This is a genomic window from Micromonospora sp. NPDC048169 (genome assembly GCF_040652815.1).
In the GTDB taxonomy this organism is placed as follows: Bacteria; Actinomycetota; Actinomycetes; order Mycobacteriales; family Micromonosporaceae; genus Micromonospora.
In genome coordinates this window covers 162,030-178,232 of record NZ_JBEZMS010000006.1, presented here as the reverse complement: position 1 = coordinate 178,232, position 16,203 = coordinate 162,030, and the positions used below count along the sequence as shown (strand labels likewise).

General features: G+C 70.4%; 18 protein-coding genes and 4 tRNA genes. 2 read left to right on the top strand and 20 right to left on the bottom strand.

Going from position 1 to position 16,203, the window contains the following annotated elements; genetic code table 11:
* Positions 1-496: 496 nt before the first annotated feature.
* The 16 genes from rplL to AB0D28_RS08155 all read right to left on the bottom strand — a co-directional run bounded on the left by rplL (position 497) and on the right by AB0D28_RS08155 (position 10,697).
* Positions 497-883, bottom strand: coding sequence for a 50S ribosomal protein L7/L12 (rplL, locus tag AB0D28_RS08230; protein WP_357383530.1), 387 nt, complete (start codon positions 881-883; stop codon positions 497-499).
* 54 nt (positions 884-937) lie between these two features.
* Complete coding sequence (rplJ, locus tag AB0D28_RS08225; protein WP_120573081.1) at positions 938-1,486, bottom strand: 50S ribosomal protein L10; 549 nt, start codon at positions 1,484-1,486, stop codon at positions 938-940.
* Between the two features lie 316 nt (positions 1,487-1,802).
* The gene (locus AB0D28_RS08220; protein WP_357383527.1) at positions 1,803-2,492 is read right to left on the bottom strand and encodes a hypothetical protein; all 690 of its coding nucleotides are present in this window, start codon (positions 2,490-2,492) and stop codon (positions 1,803-1,805) included.
* Positions 2,489-3,265, bottom strand: a complete 777-nt coding sequence (locus AB0D28_RS08215) for an ATP-binding cassette domain-containing protein (protein ID WP_357383525.1) — start codon at positions 3,263-3,265, stop codon at positions 2,489-2,491. Before AB0D28_RS08215 ends, AB0D28_RS08220 begins: the two co-directional genes overlap by 4 nt.
* 82 nt (positions 3,266-3,347) lie before the next feature.
* On the bottom strand, positions 3,348-4,064 hold the full coding sequence (rplA, locus tag AB0D28_RS08210) for a 50S ribosomal protein L1 (protein WP_357383523.1): 717 nt from the start codon (positions 4,062-4,064) through the stop codon (positions 3,348-3,350).
* Between the two features lie 88 nt (positions 4,065-4,152).
* Positions 4,153-4,584 (bottom strand): 50S ribosomal protein L11, encoded by a 432-nt coding sequence (rplK, locus tag AB0D28_RS08205; RefSeq protein WP_013288647.1) that lies wholly within the window; start codon positions 4,582-4,584, stop codon positions 4,153-4,155.
* A 187-nt stretch (positions 4,585-4,771) separates the two neighbouring features.
* Positions 4,772-5,494 (bottom strand): transcription termination/antitermination protein NusG, encoded by a 723-nt coding sequence (nusG, locus tag AB0D28_RS08200; RefSeq protein ID WP_073828961.1) that lies wholly within the window; start codon positions 5,492-5,494, stop codon positions 4,772-4,774.
* Positions 5,495-5,529: 35 nt separating this feature from the next.
* Positions 5,530-5,937 carry a preprotein translocase subunit SecE gene (gene secE, locus AB0D28_RS08195; RefSeq protein WP_357383520.1) on the bottom strand — a complete coding sequence of 136 codons (408 nt, stop codon included), beginning with the start codon at positions 5,935-5,937 and terminating at the stop codon, positions 5,530-5,532.
* Positions 5,938-6,151: 214 nt separating this feature from the next.
* Positions 6,152-6,224 (bottom strand) — tRNA-Trp (locus tag AB0D28_RS08190).
* Between the two features lie 127 nt (positions 6,225-6,351).
* Positions 6,352-6,744, bottom strand: coding sequence for a MaoC family dehydratase (locus AB0D28_RS08185; protein WP_357383518.1), 393 nt, complete (start codon positions 6,742-6,744; stop codon positions 6,352-6,354).
* Between the two features lie 4 nt (positions 6,745-6,748).
* Positions 6,749-7,195, bottom strand: coding sequence for a MaoC family dehydratase N-terminal domain-containing protein (locus tag AB0D28_RS08180; protein WP_357383516.1), 447 nt, complete (start codon positions 7,193-7,195; stop codon positions 6,749-6,751).
* 120 nt (positions 7,196-7,315) lie between these two features.
* On the bottom strand, positions 7,316-7,483 hold the full coding sequence (gene rpmG / locus AB0D28_RS08175; protein WP_013288652.1) for a 50S ribosomal protein L33: 168 nt from the start codon (positions 7,481-7,483) through the stop codon (positions 7,316-7,318).
* Between the two features lie 132 nt (positions 7,484-7,615).
* A tRNA-Met gene (locus AB0D28_RS08170) sits at positions 7,616-7,688 on the bottom strand.
* Positions 7,689-7,713: 25 nt separating this feature from the next.
* Positions 7,714-7,786, bottom strand: a tRNA-Thr gene (locus AB0D28_RS08165).
* A 97-nt stretch (positions 7,787-7,883) separates the two neighbouring features.
* Positions 7,884-10,412 carry a bifunctional diguanylate cyclase/phosphodiesterase gene (locus AB0D28_RS08160; RefSeq protein WP_357383514.1) on the bottom strand — a complete coding sequence of 843 codons (2,529 nt, stop codon included), beginning with the start codon at positions 10,410-10,412 and terminating at the stop codon, positions 7,884-7,886.
* A 150-nt stretch (positions 10,413-10,562) separates the two neighbouring features.
* Positions 10,563-10,697: a hypothetical protein gene (locus AB0D28_RS08155; protein ID WP_357383512.1), complete on the bottom strand. Its 135-nt coding sequence runs from the start codon at positions 10,695-10,697 to the stop codon at positions 10,563-10,565.
* A 944-nt stretch (positions 10,698-11,641) separates the two neighbouring features.
* On the opposite strand from AB0D28_RS08155, the gene AB0D28_RS08150 reads away from it, so the two are divergent.
* On the top strand, positions 11,642-11,968 hold the full coding sequence (locus AB0D28_RS08150) for a hypothetical protein (protein WP_357383510.1): 327 nt from the start codon (positions 11,642-11,644) through the stop codon (positions 11,966-11,968).
* A gap of 63 nt (positions 11,969-12,031) precedes the next feature.
* Here the strand turns inward: AB0D28_RS08150 and AB0D28_RS08145 are convergent, their stop codons facing one another.
* The gene (locus AB0D28_RS08145) at positions 12,032-12,550 is read right to left on the bottom strand and encodes an HNH endonuclease signature motif containing protein (protein ID WP_357383508.1); all 519 of its coding nucleotides are present in this window, start codon (positions 12,548-12,550) and stop codon (positions 12,032-12,034) included.
* A 122-nt stretch (positions 12,551-12,672) separates the two neighbouring features.
* Positions 12,673-12,756: transfer RNA gene (locus AB0D28_RS08140), tRNA-Tyr, on the bottom strand.
* Between the two features lie 147 nt (positions 12,757-12,903).
* Between AB0D28_RS08140 and AB0D28_RS08135 the strand changes: the two genes are divergently transcribed.
* Complete coding sequence (locus AB0D28_RS08135) at positions 12,904-13,398, top strand: YajQ family cyclic di-GMP-binding protein (protein WP_013473720.1); 495 nt, start codon at positions 12,904-12,906, stop codon at positions 13,396-13,398.
* Positions 13,399-13,796: 398 nt separating this feature from the next.
* Here AB0D28_RS08135 and AB0D28_RS08130 read toward each other — a convergent pair whose 3' ends face one another.
* Both AB0D28_RS08130 and htpX read right to left on the bottom strand, forming a co-directional pair.
* Complete coding sequence (locus tag AB0D28_RS08130) at positions 13,797-15,056, bottom strand: MFS transporter (protein WP_357383506.1); 1,260 nt, start codon at positions 15,054-15,056, stop codon at positions 13,797-13,799.
* 138 nt (positions 15,057-15,194) lie between these two features.
* Positions 15,195-16,073, bottom strand: a complete 879-nt coding sequence (gene htpX / locus AB0D28_RS08125; protein WP_357383503.1) for a zinc metalloprotease HtpX — start codon at positions 16,071-16,073, stop codon at positions 15,195-15,197.
* Positions 16,074-16,203 lie beyond the last annotated feature (130 nt).

Below are 16,203 nucleotides of genomic sequence, written 5' to 3'. Positions count from 1 at the left end.
TCGGACATTTCCGAGCAGGGGTCAAGTCGGAAGGCAGCGCAAACTAGCAGTGTAGCCGAGAGGCTAACCGCTGTCCAGCCCAACCCGCAGGTCGTCGCGGAACAAGCCCTGGGACCTCGGAAAACCGGGTCGACCGGGCCGCTCGGAACGCGACGCTCCTGCCGGTCCGCTCGGGTGCCGCGGCGGCGGTGCTGCCGTTGCCCTTACCCGAGAGGCGGCCGTTGCAAGCGCGGAAGGTCTTGCTGATGTTCAGCGTGCCTGGCAGGCCGGTGCCGCGTCAAGGGCCGGTTACCGCTCGGGGTGTCTTTCCCACCGACGGGCTACCGGCAGACGTCGCTGACCGGCCGATGAGAGGACGCTGTACGCCCTGCTCACGCCGTTCGCCCGCGGGTGGCACCAACACGGCGGGCGGTGACCCGGTCTCCCGGATCACCGCCCGCCGCGACGCGGTGTGCCCCGGCTCACGTGAGCCGGACGCGCGTCAGGTGGAGCAAGGTCACTTGAGGGTGACCTTGGCGCCCTCACCCTCGAGCTTGGCCTTGGCCTTCTCGGCGGTCTCCTTGTTGGCCTTCTCCAGAACGGCCTTCGGAGCGGCCTCGACCAGGTCCTTGGCCTCCTTGAGGCCCAGGCCGGTCAGCTCACGCACGACCTTGATGACCTGGATCTTCTTGCCACCGTCGGCGTCGAGGATGACGTCGAACTCGTCCTTCTCCGGCTCGGCCTCGGCGGCCGGGGCACCCGGACCGGCCGGGCCGGCCACGGCGACCGGAGCGGCGGCGGTGACCTCGAAGGTGTCCTCGAACTGCTTCACGAACTCGGAGAGCTCGATCAGCGTCATCTCCTTGAACGCGTCGAGCAGCTCTTCGGTGCTGAGCTTCGCCATGTCTGGCGTCCTTTCTCGCAATGAAAACTAAGAACGTGGTGCGCCGGGAGGGCCTCAGGCCGCCTCGGCGCCCTCCTGCTCGCGCTTCTTGTCCGCCAGGGCGGCCGCCGCGCGGGCGGCCTTGGAGAGCGGAGCCTGGAACAGGGCCGCGGCCTTGCTCAGGTTGCCCTTCATGGCGCCGGCCAGCTTGGCCAGCAGCACCTCGCGGGACTCCAGGTCGGCGAGCTTCGTGACCTCGGCCGCGGAAATGGCCTTGCCCTCGAAGACACCGCCCTTGATGACGAGCTTCGGGTTGGCCTTCGCGAAGTCACGAAGCCCCTTCGCCGCCTCGACGACGTCGCCCGAAACGAAAGTCAGCGCGGTAGGACCGGAGAACAGCTCGTCGAGGCCGGAGATGCCCGCATCGGTCGCGGCACGCTTGGCCAGCGTGTTCTTCGCGACCGTGTAGCTGGTCTCCTTGCCGAGCGAGCGCCGCAGCTGGGTGAGCTGCGAGACCGTGAGCCCGCGGTACTCGGTCAGCACGGTCGCTCCCGCGTTGCGGAAGCTCTCGGTCAGCTCGGCGACGGCCGTGGCCTTGTCGGCCCGGATCGGCTTGTCCGCCATGTCCCTCCTCTCTCGTTGCTCGGAGCTGGTACGCCGACGGCGAGCCGGGGCTCGGCGACGGCGGCGGAGGCATCACGACAACGAAAAAGCCCCGGCGCAGGGCGCACGGGGCGAGGGCCGGGGACACGGGCACAGTCGGCGGACCGTGCGTGACACCGAGTTTCGCTTACCGCCCTGCGCGGGTCGCCCGTCGTCGCGGGACCTTCGACCGTGCCGGAGCACGGTGACCAGCGGTCTTTGGGTGGAACTACCGCACCAGGTTACGCGACGTGCGCCGCAGCACCAAATCGCCCGGGGTGCTCCCGGTCACCCCGGCTCAGGCCCGGGTGCGCCGTGCCCAGGCGTAGCCGGTCAACGCCACCGCCGCCCAGAGCGCCGCCCAGCCGGTGAGCAGCAGCCCCTCGCCGGCCGCCACCGGCCCGGTGACCGCCCGCGCGGTCGCCATGACCGGCGGGGCCAGCCACGGCACGAGCGAGCCGGAGAGCCCGAGCACCACGACCCCGACCGCGCCGGTGACCAGCACCGCCACCCCGTAGCCGGCGCTGCGGGTCACCGCCCGGCTGGCGAGCGCGCCGAGCGCCACCGCAGCCGGCAGCGCGAGCAGGTGCGCCCAGAGCCCCAGGGCCACCCCGACGAGCACCGGCCGCTCCCCCGGCTCGACCGCCGTGGTCAACCCACCGAGCGGCCACGGCAGCGCCAGCGCGACGAGCACCACGACGAGCCCCGCCACCAGCGCCGCGAGCAGCCCGGCGGCCCGTTCCCGGGCCGGCCCGGCCACCACCCGGGCCATCCGGCGCTGCACGTCGGGTTCCACGTCCAGCAGGATCTTGGTCTGCCAGGCCAGCACCGGGAACAGCACCACCGCGGAGACGCCGTAGGCCTCCGCCGGCTCCGCCCGGCCGCCGCCGTAGAGGACGCCGAGGACGAGCAGACCCGCCAGCACCGGCGCCAGCGCCCGTCCGGTACGCACGAAGCCGGTCAGCCGCAGCCGCGTCAGCGCGATCACCGGGCCACCTCCGGCGCCGGGGGCGTGGCGGGAGGCGGGACGGCGTGTTCGCGTACCCGAAGGATCTGGTGGCCGTCGGCGCGCAGGCGGGCGACGGCGGCGGACAGCCCGGCGGCCGGCACCGCCAGCTCGACCACGGCGACGGCCGCGCCGCCCGACGACGCCGCCTCGGTCACCGAGCCGTCGGCGACCGACAGGTGCCGGGCGCCGGGCAGCCGGACCGTCTCACCCCGGTGGTCGCTGACCAGCACCGTGCCGCCGTCGGCCAGCACCTCGCCGATGATCTCGGGGACCGACTCGCGGGCGGTGGCGTCCAGCCCCTCCCAGGGCTCGTCGAGCACCAGCAGGCCGGGCGGGCGCAGCAGCGCCTGCGCCAGGCCGACCTTCTGCGCGGTGCCCTTGGACAGCCGCGGCAGGCGCACGTCGTGGAAGCGAGTCAGGCCGAGCCGCTCCACCCAGTGGCGCACCGCGCGGTCGACGGCGGCGCCGGACAGGCCGGCGACGCGGCCCATCCCGGACAGGTAGGCCCCGACGGTGAACGGCTGGTCGGCGGGGAAGCGCTCCGGCACCCAGCCGACGACCGCCGGCCGGTCGGCGACTCGGCCCCGGCCCGGGCGCAGCACCCCGGCGGCGAGCTGGAGGATCGTGGACTTGCCGGCGCCGTTGCGGCCGAGCACCACAGCCGCCTCGCCCGGGCCGATCGCGACGTCGACCTGCCGCAGCACCCACGGGCCGCGCCTGTGGTAGCGGAGCCAGACGCCATCGAACCTCATGCGGCCGACAGTGCCACACCGGACGGACGAACGGGGCCCCGCCACAGCGTGGTGGCGGGGCCCCGTTCGGGAGTACGCGTGCTCAGCCCTCGGCCGAGCCCTCCTGGAAGTTCTTCACGACCTTCGGGTCGACCGGGACGCCCGGGCCCATGGTGGTGGTGAGGGTGACCTTCTTGAGGTAGGTGCCCTTGGCCGCGGACGGCTTGGCCCGCAGCACCTCGTCCAGCACCGCCGCGTAGTTGTCCACCAGCTGGTTCTCCGAAAAGGAGGCCTTGCCGATGATCAGGTGCAGGTTGGAGTGCTTGTCCACCCGGAAGGTGATCTTGCCGCCCTTGATGTCCGAGACGGCCTTGGTGACGTCCATGGTCACGGTGCCGGTCTTCGGGTTCGGCATCAGACCGCGCGGGCCCAGGATCCGCGCGATCCGGCCGATCTTGGCCATCTGGTCGGGCGTGGCGATCGCCGCGTCGAAGTCCAGCCAACCACCCTGGATACGGGCGACCAGCTCGTCGGTGCCCACCTCGTCCGCACCCGCGGCGACGGCCTCCTCGGCCTTCGCGCCGGCGGCGAAGACGATCACGCGGGCGGTCTTACCGGTGCCGTGCGGCAGGTTGACCGTGCCGCGGACCATCTGGTCCGCCTTGCGGGGGTCGACGCCGAGGCGCATCGCGACCTCGACCGTGGCGTCGAACTTGGTGTTGGTGGTCTCCTTGGCCAGCTTGACGGCCTCGACCGGGGTGTAGAGCTTCGACCGGTCGATGACGTCGGCGGCCTTGCGGTAGCTCTTGCTGCGCTGCATTTCTGGTGACTCCTGTGGTCTCTGGCGGGCGCGCGGCGTGCGCGGCCCTCCCACGAACAGAAAGATCGGGTGGAGCGGTGGAGCGAGGTCAGTCGGCGACGGTCAGGCCCATCGACCGGGCGGTGCCGGCGATGATCTTCTCGGCCTGGTCGATGTCGTTGGCGTTGAGATCCGCCATCTTCTTCTCGGCGATCTCGCGCAGCTGGGCGCGGGTGACCGAGCCGACCTTCTCCTTGTGCGGGACGCCCGAGCCCTTCTGCACACCGGCGGCCTTGATCAGCAGCCGGGCGGCGGGCGGGGTCTTCAGCACGAAGGTGAACGTGCGGTCCTCGTAGACGCTGATCTCGGCGGGGACGATGTCGCCCCGCTGAGACTCGGTCTGCGCGTTGTAGGACTTGCAGAACTCCATGATGTTCACGCCGTGCTGGCCGAGCGCGGGGCCGACCGGCGGCGCCGGGGTGGCCTGGCCCGCCGGGAGCTGAAGCGTGAACGTCTTGACGAGCTTCTTCTTCGGAGGCATGTCTCTTCCTGGGGCTTGGAACTGGGATTCTCGCCGGTCCGCGGGCGCGCACGGTCAGCACGGTGCGGACAGCCGACGTTCTAGGGTAGCGCAGCCGTCGGCCACCCTCCGCGCCGAGGTCGGCGGGCGGCGAAACGGCGCACCGGCGGCCACCCCCGAGAGGGCGGGCCGCCGGTGCCGACGTACGTCAGATCTTGGCGACCTGGTTGAAGTTCAGCTCGACCGGCGTCTCCCGGCCGAAGATCGACACCAGCACCTTGAGCTTCTGCTGGTCGGCGTTGATCTCGCTGATCGTCGCCGGCAGCGACGCGAACGCGCCGTCGGTGACGGTGACCGAGTCGCCGACCTCGAAGTCGAGGACCTTGACCTCGGGCTTGGCCTTCTTCTGCTCGGTCTCGACCGCCGGAGCCAGCCACTTGAGCACCTCGTCGAGGCTCAGCGGCGCCGGCCGGTCGGCCCGGTCGGTCGCGCCGACGAAGCCGGTGACCCCCGGGGTGTTCCGGACGCAGGAGTAGGACTCGGCGGTCAGCTCCATCCGGACCAGGATGTAGCCCGGAAAGACCTTCGCCTGCACCTGCGACCGCTTGCCGTTCTTGACCTCGACCTCTTCCCGGGTCGGCACCTCGACCTGGTAGATGAAGTCCTCCATGTCGAGGGAGGTGATCCGGGTCTCGAGGTTGGTCTTGACCTTGTTCTCGTAGCCGGCGTACGAGTGCACCACGTACCAGTCGCCGGGCGCGTAGCGCAGCTTCTGGCGCAGCTCGGCGACCGGGTCGAAGTCCTCGTCCGGGGCCGGCTCGGTGGTCGGGAACTCCGGCTCGCTGGCGGCCTCGACCGACTCGTTGTTGGCCGCCGTCGCCACCGTGGACTGCTCGTCCGGGGTTCCGGCGGTCTCGTCGTACTCAGGCACGCTCGCTCACTTCCGTCAGTATCGCTGTCCGCAGGTCAGCTGGGCTCGCCGAAGACCCACAGCACCGCCTTGGCGAAGCCGTAGTCCAGGCCGGCCACGATCGCCAGCATCACCGCGACGAAGGTGACCACCACAGCCGTGTAGGTCAGCAGCTCCTTGCGGGTCGGCCAGATGACCTTACGCAGCTCTGCCACGACCTCGCGGAAGAACCGCGCGATGCGGGCGAACAGCCCGATCCGCTCGGTGTCCTTGCGGGTCTTCCGGCCCTCGGCCGGCTCGGCCTGCGCCCGCTTACGGGTCGCGGTGCCACCCCGGGAGACCGGTTCGTCCGCGTCGGTGGCGTCGTCGTCGGCCACGTCGTCGTCGGCTACGCCGTCGACGGTCGCGTCGTCGTCCAGACGCTCGTCGCCGTCGTCCTCGCCGCGGCGCTTGCTCTTGGCCACTTCGCCCTCCGTGCGGGATATGGGGTCGCACGCCGGGCGGCGTGCGCGGCGTGTTGGTCACGCCGGCCGGACCAACCGTCCCGCGACGGGCCGCGGCCGGCGGACCGGCCGGGAGGTCCCGAACGCCTCGGAGCCACCCCACCGATGCCACCACCACGGGCCGAGCGCCGCCGGTGAGGGCGGCGCGACCCACGGAACGGTCAGGCCTGAGGCGCAGGGGTGACAGGACTTGAACCTGCAGCCTGCGGTTTTGGAGACCGCTGCTCTGCCAATTGAGCTACACCCCTGTGCGGCAACTCACCTCCACCCGGACACGCTGTGCCGAGCGGGGGTCACTTGCCCCACGGCGGACCAGTGTACGGGTAGTCGTGCGACTTTCCCAACCGGTCTACCCCTCGCGCGTCGGGCGGACCCTCAGCGCGTCGTGCGGATCAGTGCCCGGGCCTGCGACAGCACCTTCTCACCATGGCAGGTGGCGGTGACGTCCAGCCTGGTCAGACCGTCTTCGGTGACCTCCTTGACCACCGCCGACACCTCGATCTCGGTGCCCTCGTCGGTGTCCGGGACGACCACCGGGCGGGTGAACCGGACGCCGAAGTCGACCACCGCGTCCGGCGCGCCGGCCCAGCCGGCCACCGCCCGGCCGACCAGGGCCATGGTGAACATGCCGTGGGCGATGACGCCCGGCAGCCCGACGCCGGTGGCGGTGCGGTCGTTCCAGTGGATCGGGTTGAAGTCGCCCGAGGCGCCCGCGTAGCGGACCAGATCCGCGCGGGTCACCCGGTACGTCTGGGTGGGCAGCTCCATGTCCTCAGCCCTCCCCGCGTACGACGATCTTGGACCAGACGGCGACCACCGGCTCACCGTCCACGGTGCTCACGTCCGTGCGGGTGGTCAGGAAGCCGTGCCCGCCCCGGCTGGTGACCTCCTCGATGGTGTTCACGCACACCAGCTCGTCCCCGGCCACCACCGGCCGGGTGTACGCGAACCGCTGGTCGCCGTGCACCACGCGGCTGTAGTCGACACCGAGCGCCGGATCCTCGACGATCTGCCGGTTGGCCGCCATGGTGACGACCACCGGGAACGTCGGCGGCGCCACCACGTCGCGGTGACCGAGCGCCCGCGCCGCCTCCGGGTCGTGGTGGGCCGGGTCGGTCGCGCCGACGGCGGTGGCGAACTCGCGGATCTTTTCTCGGCCCACCTGGTAGGGGGCGGTCGGCGGGTACGTACGGCCGACGAAGGACGGGTCCAGGGACATGCCGCCGAACCTACACGGAAAACACGAACGCCGATCCGCCCGGTCGGGCGGCCCGGAGGCCACCCGTCAGGTGGATCGGCGTTCGAGAAGCTGGTGCGGTGCCGGCTGCGCCGGCCGCGATCAGCGGGTCTCGCGGTGGACGGTGTGCTTGCCGTCCCGGGGGCAGAACTTCTTCAGCTCGATGCGGTCCGGGTCGTTACGGCGGTTCTTGCGCGTGATGTAGTTGCGCTCCTTGCACTCCACACACGCCAAAGTGATCTTCGGCCGGACATCGGTCGCCTTCGCCACGGCGGAGTGCCTTCCTCGCTCACGGATAACAACTACGGCGTGTCAGCCTACGTGCTGACGACGCGGACATGCAAAGTGGGCGCCTGTGGCGCCCATCCCACCGGCCACCGGGCTGGGCCCGGAGGACGAGAGTAGCGGTGGCCGGACTTGAACCGGCGACACAGCGATTATGAGCCGCTTGCTCTGCCATCTGAGCTACACCGCCGTGGCGGGTCCAGCCGGACCCTCTGAGCCCCCTTACGGAATCGAACCGTAGACCTTCTCCTTACCATGGAGACGCTCTGCCGACTGAGCTAAGGGGGCCTGCCCGATCACCCCTGGGGGGTGTCGCGCAGGGGAAACAGTACACGACCGCGTCGCGGAGGTGAAATCGGATCCCCCAGGTGAGTGTCCGCCCTGGTCAGGGCACCACTCGCAGGCGCGGCAGCTCCCCCGCCACCACCGTCTCCGGGTCGACCTGGGCACCGAACCAGGCCTCCAGCCGCTCGTACGGCAGCGGGCGGCTGAACAGGAAGCCCTGGCCGATCTCACAGCCGATGTCCTGGAGCAGCTCCAGGGTCAGCTCGCTCTCCACACCCTCGGCCACCACCGCCAGGCCGAACTGCTGGGACAGCGTCACCACCGCGTTGACGATCGCCAGGTCGCCCGGATCGGTCGCCATGCCCTGCACGAACGACCGGTCCACCTTCACCTCGTGCACCGGCAGCCGGCGCAGTTGCGCCAGCGACGAGTTACCGGTGCCGAAGTCGTCCACCGAGAGCCGGACACCGAGGTCCCGCAGGCTGCGCAGGGTGGGTATGGGACGTTCGGTGCCGTCCAGGACGCCCGCCTCGGTGACCTCGAGCGTCAGCTGCTGCGGCGGCACGCCGTACTCGGCCAGCAGATCGCGTACCAGCGCCGGGAAGTGCTGGTCGGTGAGCGTACGCGCGGCGAGGTTGACCGCGACGGACAGCGGCTGTTCGCCGTGGCTCCAGTCGCGGCTGCGCCGCAGGCTCTCCCGGAGCACGAACTCGGTGAGCCGGCCGAGCTGGCCGGTGTGTTCGGCCACCGCCACGAAGTCGTCCGGCGCCACCGTGCCGTGCGCCGGGTGCTCCCAGCGGGCCAGGCACTCCACGCCCACCAGGCGGCGGTCCCGCAGCGTGACCTTGGGCTGGAAGTAGACCTCCAGCTCGCCCTCGTCCAGCGCCCGTTGCAGGTCCCCGGCGAGGCCGAGCCGGCGCAGCGACCGGGACTCCAGCGCCGGACTGTAGAGCTGCACGCTGCCCGGCACCGACTTGGCCGCGGTGGCGGCCAGGTCGACGCGTTGCAGCAGCGCCACCGCGTCACTGCCGTGGTCGGGGTGGACGGCCACGCCGACGACCGTGTCCACGTCCAGGGTGAGCGCGTCGAAGACCATCTCGTCGCGGATCTGTTCCCGGAGCTGGGCGGCGAGGTCCAGCGCCGCCTCGGTGCTCTCCAGCCGGAGCGTCACCAGGAACTCGTCCCCGCCGGCCCGGCCGACGAGCGCCGAGGAGGGCGCGCAGGCGCGCAGCCGCTCGGCCACCTCGACCAGCACCTTGTCGCCCGCCGCGTGGCCAAGCGACTCGTTCACCTCGCGGAGCCGGTCGACGTCGAACAGCAGCAGCGCCACCACCTCACCGGGCGCCGCGATCCGGACCGCCTCCGCCACCGCCGCCGTCATCCGCCGGCGGTTGGGCAACTTGGTGAGCGTGTCGTGCTCGGCGTCGTGCCGCAGCCGGTCGACCAGGCGGGTGTTCTCCAGGGCCACCGCGGCGTGGGCGGCCACCGTCTCGAAGACCGCTATGTCGGCCGGGGTGAAGTGGTTGCCGTCGCCGAGCCGGTTGGCCACCTCCAGGGTGCCGATCACCACCGGCCCGGACCGCAGCGGCACGGCAACCGCGTCCTTGATCCGCCGCTCCGCGAGGTCCGCGCGGAACTCGTCGTCCGTCGTCACGCCGTGCCCGACGGCCACGGTACGACGGGCCGACCGCACCTTCTCCCGCAACGCCTGGGGCGTACGTGCCTCGTCGAGCAGGCCGGGGTCGTCGACCCGTGCGGTCAGCAGCGTCTCCGGGTGCCGGCCCTGGGCCGGGAGCCAGAGTGTGGCGTACTCGGCCTGCATGAGTGACCGCACCCGGCCGAGGAGGGCGTCGGCGAGCGTTCCGCTCTGCCCGCTCTCCACCACGGCACGGGTCAGGTCGTACAGGTCGCTGAGGGTGCGGTGCTGCCGGAAGAACTGGGCGTACGACCGGTAGACCAGGACCAGCCCCGCGCCGAGGGCGGACAGCAGCAGCAGCGACCACCACGTGCTGCGGACCAGGATCAGCACGATCAACCCGACGGACACGTTGATGGCCGCCGTCAGCAGACCGGCCTTTGCGCTGCGCAGCGCGCCCCGCCCGGTCTGCCAGCCGTGCAGGAGGGTGTGCACCGCGACCACGCTGACGACGCTCACCAACAGCACCATGCTGACGGCGGCGACGATGCTCACCCAGGTGCGTGGCCCGACCCCCTGGATGGGCGGGAACGCCTGGAGGACCAGCACCCCCAGCGAGGTGCCGGCGGCAGCCCGCGCCACGTTGAACCAGACCTTCGGCGCCGAGAACCGGTGCCGGATGTGCGTGATGACCGCCGTCAGCGTGTAGATGACCACCACAGTCAGCGGCGGCAGGAAGTAGAGCGCCAGGACCAGCGGCAGCTCGGTGAGGGTGACGCCGAGCGTCTGCCGGCGTACGACCAGGCTCAGCAGGGGCAGCCCGGCGACGATCATGAGGCCCAGGAAGAGGAGCGCCTGCGGCCAGCGGCCGAAGGGATCGTCGGCGAGCAGGCCGGTCATCGTGGCGCACGCCACCGCGACGAGCGCCATCGGCGCCGTGATGATCCAGGCGTCCTCAGAGGACCTGCGTCGTGACTGATCGCGACGGATCATGCCGCTCCTTCGGATTGGCGGCGCGCCGCCCCCGTCGTCGACCCCGACAGTCGCCCGACTGATGCGTGCGAGTCGTGCCCGACTGATGCGCTGGTGTCGTGCCCGACTGACGCGCGGACGTCGTGCTCGACGGCAGACCGGAGAAGCCGGTCACTGCCAGACGATGTCCAGGGTCTGAATGCCCCCGTTGATGCCGCCGAAATCGACACCGCCGACACTGCCGCCCACGAGGGCGGCGAGCACAAGGAGTGAGCCAAGCAGCCGGCCCAGCCTTCGACCAGACATGATTGCTCCTGTCGAGAGAATTTCAGAGAGGGTGGAGGTTCCACGATCGTGCCACACCACACGCACCCACAAAAGCGCTGCGCGTGCCTCCATGACGCCCCGAACAGAGGAATCATCCGTTCGTCAGGCGTGCCCCGACCCTCCGGCCCAGGATGAGGTCACGATCAGTCCGGCCGCCGCCACGAAAGGCGCGCACAGCGACTTCAGGCGTAAAGCGCACCTTATCGTCTGATTCCCTCATCAGGCCCTCCACCGACTCACGCGCAGCCACAGTGACGGCTCACGCGCCTCGGCCTCCCGCTCCCCGGACAGCCTCTACCATCATCGATACCTGAGGCAAGGTTTCACGCCGGACGAACCGTGTCAATCATCAGTCAAGGGCTCTCCGGCTCATCTCTCCTCCCATGCCCGACAGATGCCGGTCCGACAGCCCACCTGGGGCGACGGCGCAGCGGCAGGGCTAGTGGCCGACTCAGGGACGACGTGCGGTCAGGGACCTACGAGGTGCGGTCCTCGTGTGAGTACGCGGAGCGGGGTCCGATCAAGTTCCGCAGGTGTCGTCGGCGTCTCCGGCCCCCGTCGCCCCGATCCAGCCTGTACCGGCGGTTCGGCCTCCTGCCTCTCGGCGTCCCAATCGCCACCACACCGCAGAGCCGATTCAGATGTCGGGTCTGAACCTCCGGAACGACAGCCATAGCCACTCCCTAAATCGAGGAGGCCGAGGTCGCAGGATGCTGCCGATTGAGCGACTGCACGTCCCGGACGCTGGGCCTAGCGGGCGGGCCGGCACCACAAGGGCTACCAGCCTTCCGGACGGGGCCAAGGTCGTTCGTCCGGTAGGGCGTCCCCGTTCGGGAAGGCTGGACTGTCTACGACTGCCCGGCAAGGAGATCCGCCAACCCCTTTGGGCGACGGCAGAGGGCAGGGCAGGGCATGATGCTCGGATGACGTTGGCCGATATCTGGCCCGTGCGCGGTGTGCGGGTGACGACGTCCGTGCTTGAGCTGGTTGTACCGGGTGAGGACGAGCTTGCCGAACTGGCGATTCATGCGGCAGCCGGCATCTACGATCCGCAGGACCGCTTTCTGGCGCGTTCGCCGGTAGCGGGGTGGGAGTCGGGGCCGTCTCCCCAGGCCGAGTGGTCGTTCCTGCGGTACTGCTGGGCGTCCCTGGCGGACTGGCGGCCGGGCAGATGGAACCTGGTAATGGCTGTGAAGGTCGATGGCGTCTGCGCAGGCGTGGATGACGAGCGGCGGCAACCGACGAGTTGAGCAGGTCAGCCGCACCAGTCGACGCCAGCCGACAAACAGGCTTGATCCTTGCAAGGCAATGGCTCAGCCCACCGGTTGAGCTTGCGCCCAGCGCGTAACGAACTCTCGGCCGCTCTGGGTGAGGCCAAAATGCTCCATCATGGGCATCCCCATGATGAAGCCCTTCGGTCCTCCCAGGTCGACCGGCACCAGCAGACCGTCGCGGATCAGGTAGCTAAGCATGATCCTGAAGCCACCTGGTAGCTGGATCACGGACATCTCGGGCTCCGCCGCGAAGATTTCCAACAACCTGCGTTCAAGGTCGCCGTAGCGGTGGTTCAAAACAGAGAGGTTTGCCTTGTACTGGAACATTGCCTTGCGATCGATGTGCCCTTGATCGTAACGGGAGTGACACGTCGGGCAGAGAGCGATGATGTTCGCGAAGGTGTGCTCTTGGACCTTGCACCAAGGGTCAATGTGAGCGAACTCCGTTGGCACCTGGCGACACGTCGGGATCGCGCAGCGGTGGCCGGCCTCGACCAGGACGTCCCGCTGTATCGCCATGGGGATCGGTGGCCTTCCCTCTGGCATCTCGTCTCCCATCAGTACGTGCCAGCTACATGCCCGATCAGACGGACTAGCAGGGTCGACCGTGGTAAAACCGCGCGGAGACGACGAAGGCCCCCGACCTTGCATTTCCGCAGGTCAAGGGCCTTGCCGATCCCTGGTGGCGGGTAGAGGATTCGAACCTCTGTAGCTTTCGCGACGGATTTACAGTCCGCTCCCATTGGCCGCTCGGGCAACCCGCCAGGGCACACCACCGCGTCGCAACGCGGCAGCGGAAGCAAGGATAGCGGTTGCCCCCGGCACCACCGCAACCGGGTACCGTCAGGAGGTCCCACGCTGGTCAGTGCGGGACGGACCAGGACAGACCGCCGGACAGCAGGAGCATGAGCATGGCAGCGAACCCGTCGTTCGACATCGTGAGCAAGGTCGACCGGCAGGAGGTCGACAACGCCGTCCGCCAGTCGGAGAAGGAGCTCTCGACGCGGTTCGACTTCCGCGGCACCGGCGCCGAGATCTCCTGGTCGGGTGAGGAGGCGATCAGCCTCCAGGCGGAGACCGAGGAACGGGTCCGGGCCGCGCTGGACGTCTTCAAGGAGAAGCTGGTCAAGCGGAACATCTCCCTGAAGTCGCTCGACGCGGGCGAGCCCCGGCAGTCGGGCAAGATCTTCAAGATCGACGCCAAGGTGGTGCAGGGCATCGACTCGGACAAGGCCAAGGCGATCAGCAAGAAGATCCGCGACGAGGGCCCGAAGGGCGTGCAGGCGCAGATCCAGGGCGACCAGCTCCGCGTCACCGGCAAGAAGAAGGACGACCTCCAGGCCGTCATCGCGCTGCTCAAGGGCGAGGACTTCGGGCTGGCGCTCCAGTTCACCAACTACCGGTAAGCACGACCACCGCCGGTCGATCGAGTGGTGGCAGGTGACCGCATCGGTTCCCTGCCACACGTACGGTCCGGACCGGTGCGGGATGTGAGGGCCGGGAGCGGCAGTCGTCGCTTCCGGCCCTTTCTGCCTTCAGGCGACTTCCTTGGGGTACGGGCCGGGTGTGCGGTCGGGTGGGAGCCATGGCTCTCGCAATGTTCCTCCCCTATCGACCGGTGCTCCGCCAACCGGTACTTCGCCGGCTTCTGCCGGGGCTCGCGGCCTCCGCTCTCGGTGACGTGGCTGGCAGTACCGCTGGGCACGATGCTCGGCGGCCAGGCGGGCCCGCACGACCAGCCCGTCCGGGCGGGCGCGCCGGGTGATCGGGTACGGCCCCGGAGCGCTCTGCGACGGGTGAGCGGTCAGGCGACGAGCGTCTGCTCGGCGCGTACCGCTGTGGCCTCGGCCCGGGCGATCGGGCCGCCGGGCAGCGCGGCGACCGCGGCCCCGACGGCGACCGCCACCCCGGCGAAGACGAACGCCCAGGAGACGCCGCCGGCGTGGTCGATGATGAGACCCGCGATCGAGCCGCCGGCGGCGCTCGCCGCGATCGACATGGTGACCACCCAGGTGTACGCCTCGTTCAGCATGCCCGCCGGGGTGATCCGCCCGACGAGCGTGTTCTCCAGGGTGAGCGCGGGGGCGATGGCCGCGCCGCCGAGCACCAGCGCGACGCCGAGCGCGGCCGGGCCGGGCATCACCGCGAAGACGGCGAAGCTGGCCGCGACGGTGCCGAGCAGCCAGGCGAACTGGCGGGTCATGTTGGCGGCGGGCTTGCGTACGCCGAACCAGAAACCACCGATGGCGCTGCCGACGCCCCAGACGGCGAGCAGCACGCCGGCCAGGCTCTCCGGGTCGTCGGCGCCGGAGTTCCCGGCGAAGGCCGGGACGATGACGCCGGAGGCGCCGAACGCGATGCCGAGGCTGGCCACGCAGAGCAGCAGCGCGGGGAAGCCGCCGAGGCGCAGCGGGCCGAGGCCCCGGGCGTGGTGCTCGCGCGGGTGCGGGCGCCAGCCGCGCATGACCCGGCCGAGCGCGACGGCGCCGGTGCCGACCAGGGTGACCACGGCGGCGCCGACGAGCGCGGCGGAGGCGTCGGCGAACAGCACGAAGCCCGCCACCAGCAGCGGGCCGATCACGAAGACGACCTCGAAGAGGGTGGTCTCGGCGGCGAGCGCGGTGTTGCGCAGCTGCGCCCGGCCGGTGGCGGGTGCGGTGAGGTCGTTCCAGGCGCCCCGGATCGCGGCGGTGAGCGGCGGGTACGTGGCTCCGGCGAGGCCCGCTGCCAGGTAGATCAGCGCGAGGTTGCCGCTGTCGGAGCGGGTGGCGGTGAGCAGCCAGATCAGCGCGAACGGGTGGGCCAGCGCGGTGGCCAGCAGGACGGGGGTGGGTCCGACCCGGTCGGCGATCCGGCCGGCGACCGGGCTGAGCGCGGCGCCGGAGAGCGCGTAGATGCCCCCGGCGACGGCGGCCAGGGAGTACCGGCCGGTGACCTGCTCGACGACGAGCAGCAGCGCCAGCGGGGTCATGCCGATCCCGAGCCGCCCGATGATGCCGAGGACCAGCAGCATCGGAGCGCCGGGGATCCGCCAGACGCCCTGGTACTGGCGCAGTGCGGCCACTGTCAGACCTCCAGGAGGGTAATGAGTGGGAGACGTTTCGACCCTAACGGCGCGGCATGACCGGGGGAAACGCATTGTGCCCGGACACACCACCGCGCCCGCGTCGGGGACGCGGGCGCGGTGTGGGCGTACGGCGGGTCAGCGCTGGAACTGCACCGGCCCGGAGTTGCGGGCCATCTGCTCCAGGCGGGCCACCCGCTGCTCCATCGGCGGGTGGGTGGCGAACATCGCGGCGATGCCGCCGCCCCGCTTGAACGGGTTGTCGATCATCAGGTGGGCGGTGCTGGCGAGCTGGCCCTGCGGCGCCAGCGGACGCGCCTGCGTACCCATGTGGATCTTGCGGAGGGCGCTGGCCAGTGCGAGCGGGTCGCGGCTCAGCTCGGCGCCGGACTTGTCGGCCTGGAACTCGCGGCTCCGGCTGATCGCGAGCTGGATCACCGTGGCGGCGATCGGGCCGAGGATCAGCGTGAGGAGCAGCACTGCCGGGTTCGGGCCGTCCTCGTCGTCGGACGAGCCCAGCGGGATGAACCAGGCGAGGTTCGCCAGCATGGTGATGATGCCGGCCAGGCCGGCCGCCACGCTGGAGATCAGGATGTCCCGGTTGTAGACGTGCGACAGCTCGTGGCCGATCACGCCACGCAGCTCCCGGTAGTCCAGGACCTCCACGATGCCCTGCGTGACGCAGACCGCCGCGTTCTCCGGGTTACGGCCCGTGGCGAACGCGTTGGGCTGCGAGGTCGGGCTCACGTAGAGCCGGGGCATCGGCTTGCCGGCGAGCGTGGAGAGCTCCCGCACCATCTGGTACAGCTCGGGGAACTGTGCCTCGCTGACCGGTTGCGCCTTCATCGAGCGCAGTGCGAGCTTGTCGGAGTAGAAGTAGGTGACGCCGTTCATCAGCAACGAGACGACGACGGCGATGACGAGACCGCCGCTACCGCCGAACCAGTAGCCGATCGCGAGGATCAGCGAGGTCAACAGGCCGAGCAGCGCTGCGGTCTTGAGACGGTTGTGATGCACGATCTCTCCTTCGGTGCACGGGCCCTTGCGGGAGGCCCGCTGACCGGTTCAACACACCGGTACCCGTCAACCATCCGGCTCATGGCTGAAAGTTGGCTGGATGTTGCTGTGCGCAGGCTGAGGCGGTCGC

Bases quoted from the DNA above. Each gene is read 5' to 3' on its own strand.
- AB0D28_RS08150 (WP_357383510.1), top strand. From the start codon at position 11,642: ATGACGTTGGCCGATATCTGGCCCGTGCGCGGTGTGCGGGTGACGACG.
- rplJ (WP_120573081.1), bottom strand. From the start codon at position 1,486: ATGGCGGACAAGCCGATCCGGGCCGACAAGGCCACGGCCGTCGCCGAG.
- AB0D28_RS08145 (WP_357383508.1), bottom strand. From the start codon at position 12,550: ATGGGAGACGAGATGCCAGAGGGAAGGCCACCGATCCCCATGGCGATA.
- rplK (WP_013288647.1), bottom strand. From the start codon at position 4,584: ATGCCTCCGAAGAAGAAGCTCGTCAAGACGTTCACGCTTCAGCTCCCG.
- AB0D28_RS08185 (WP_357383518.1), bottom strand. From the start codon at position 6,744: ATGGAGCTGCCCACCCAGACGTACCGGGTGACCCGCGCGGATCTGGTC.
- AB0D28_RS08160 (WP_357383514.1), bottom strand. From the start codon at position 10,412: ATGATCCGTCGCGATCAGTCACGACGCAGGTCCTCTGAGGACGCCTGG.
- rplL (WP_357383530.1), bottom strand. From the start codon at position 883: ATGGCGAAGCTCAGCACCGAAGAGCTGCTCGACGCGTTCAAGGAGATG.
- AB0D28_RS08155 (WP_357383512.1), bottom strand. From the start codon at position 10,697: ATGTCTGGTCGAAGGCTGGGCCGGCTGCTTGGCTCACTCCTTGTGCTC.
- AB0D28_RS08135 (WP_013473720.1), top strand. From the start codon at position 12,904: ATGGCAGCGAACCCGTCGTTCGACATCGTGAGCAAGGTCGACCGGCAG.
- rplA (WP_357383523.1), bottom strand. From the start codon at position 4,064: ATGCAGCGCAGCAAGAGCTACCGCAAGGCCGCCGACGTCATCGACCGG.
- AB0D28_RS08180 (WP_357383516.1), bottom strand. From the start codon at position 7,195: ATGTCCCTGGACCCGTCCTTCGTCGGCCGTACGTACCCGCCGACCGCC.
- AB0D28_RS08215 (WP_357383525.1), bottom strand. From the start codon at position 3,265: ATGAGGTTCGATGGCGTCTGGCTCCGCTACCACAGGCGCGGCCCGTGG.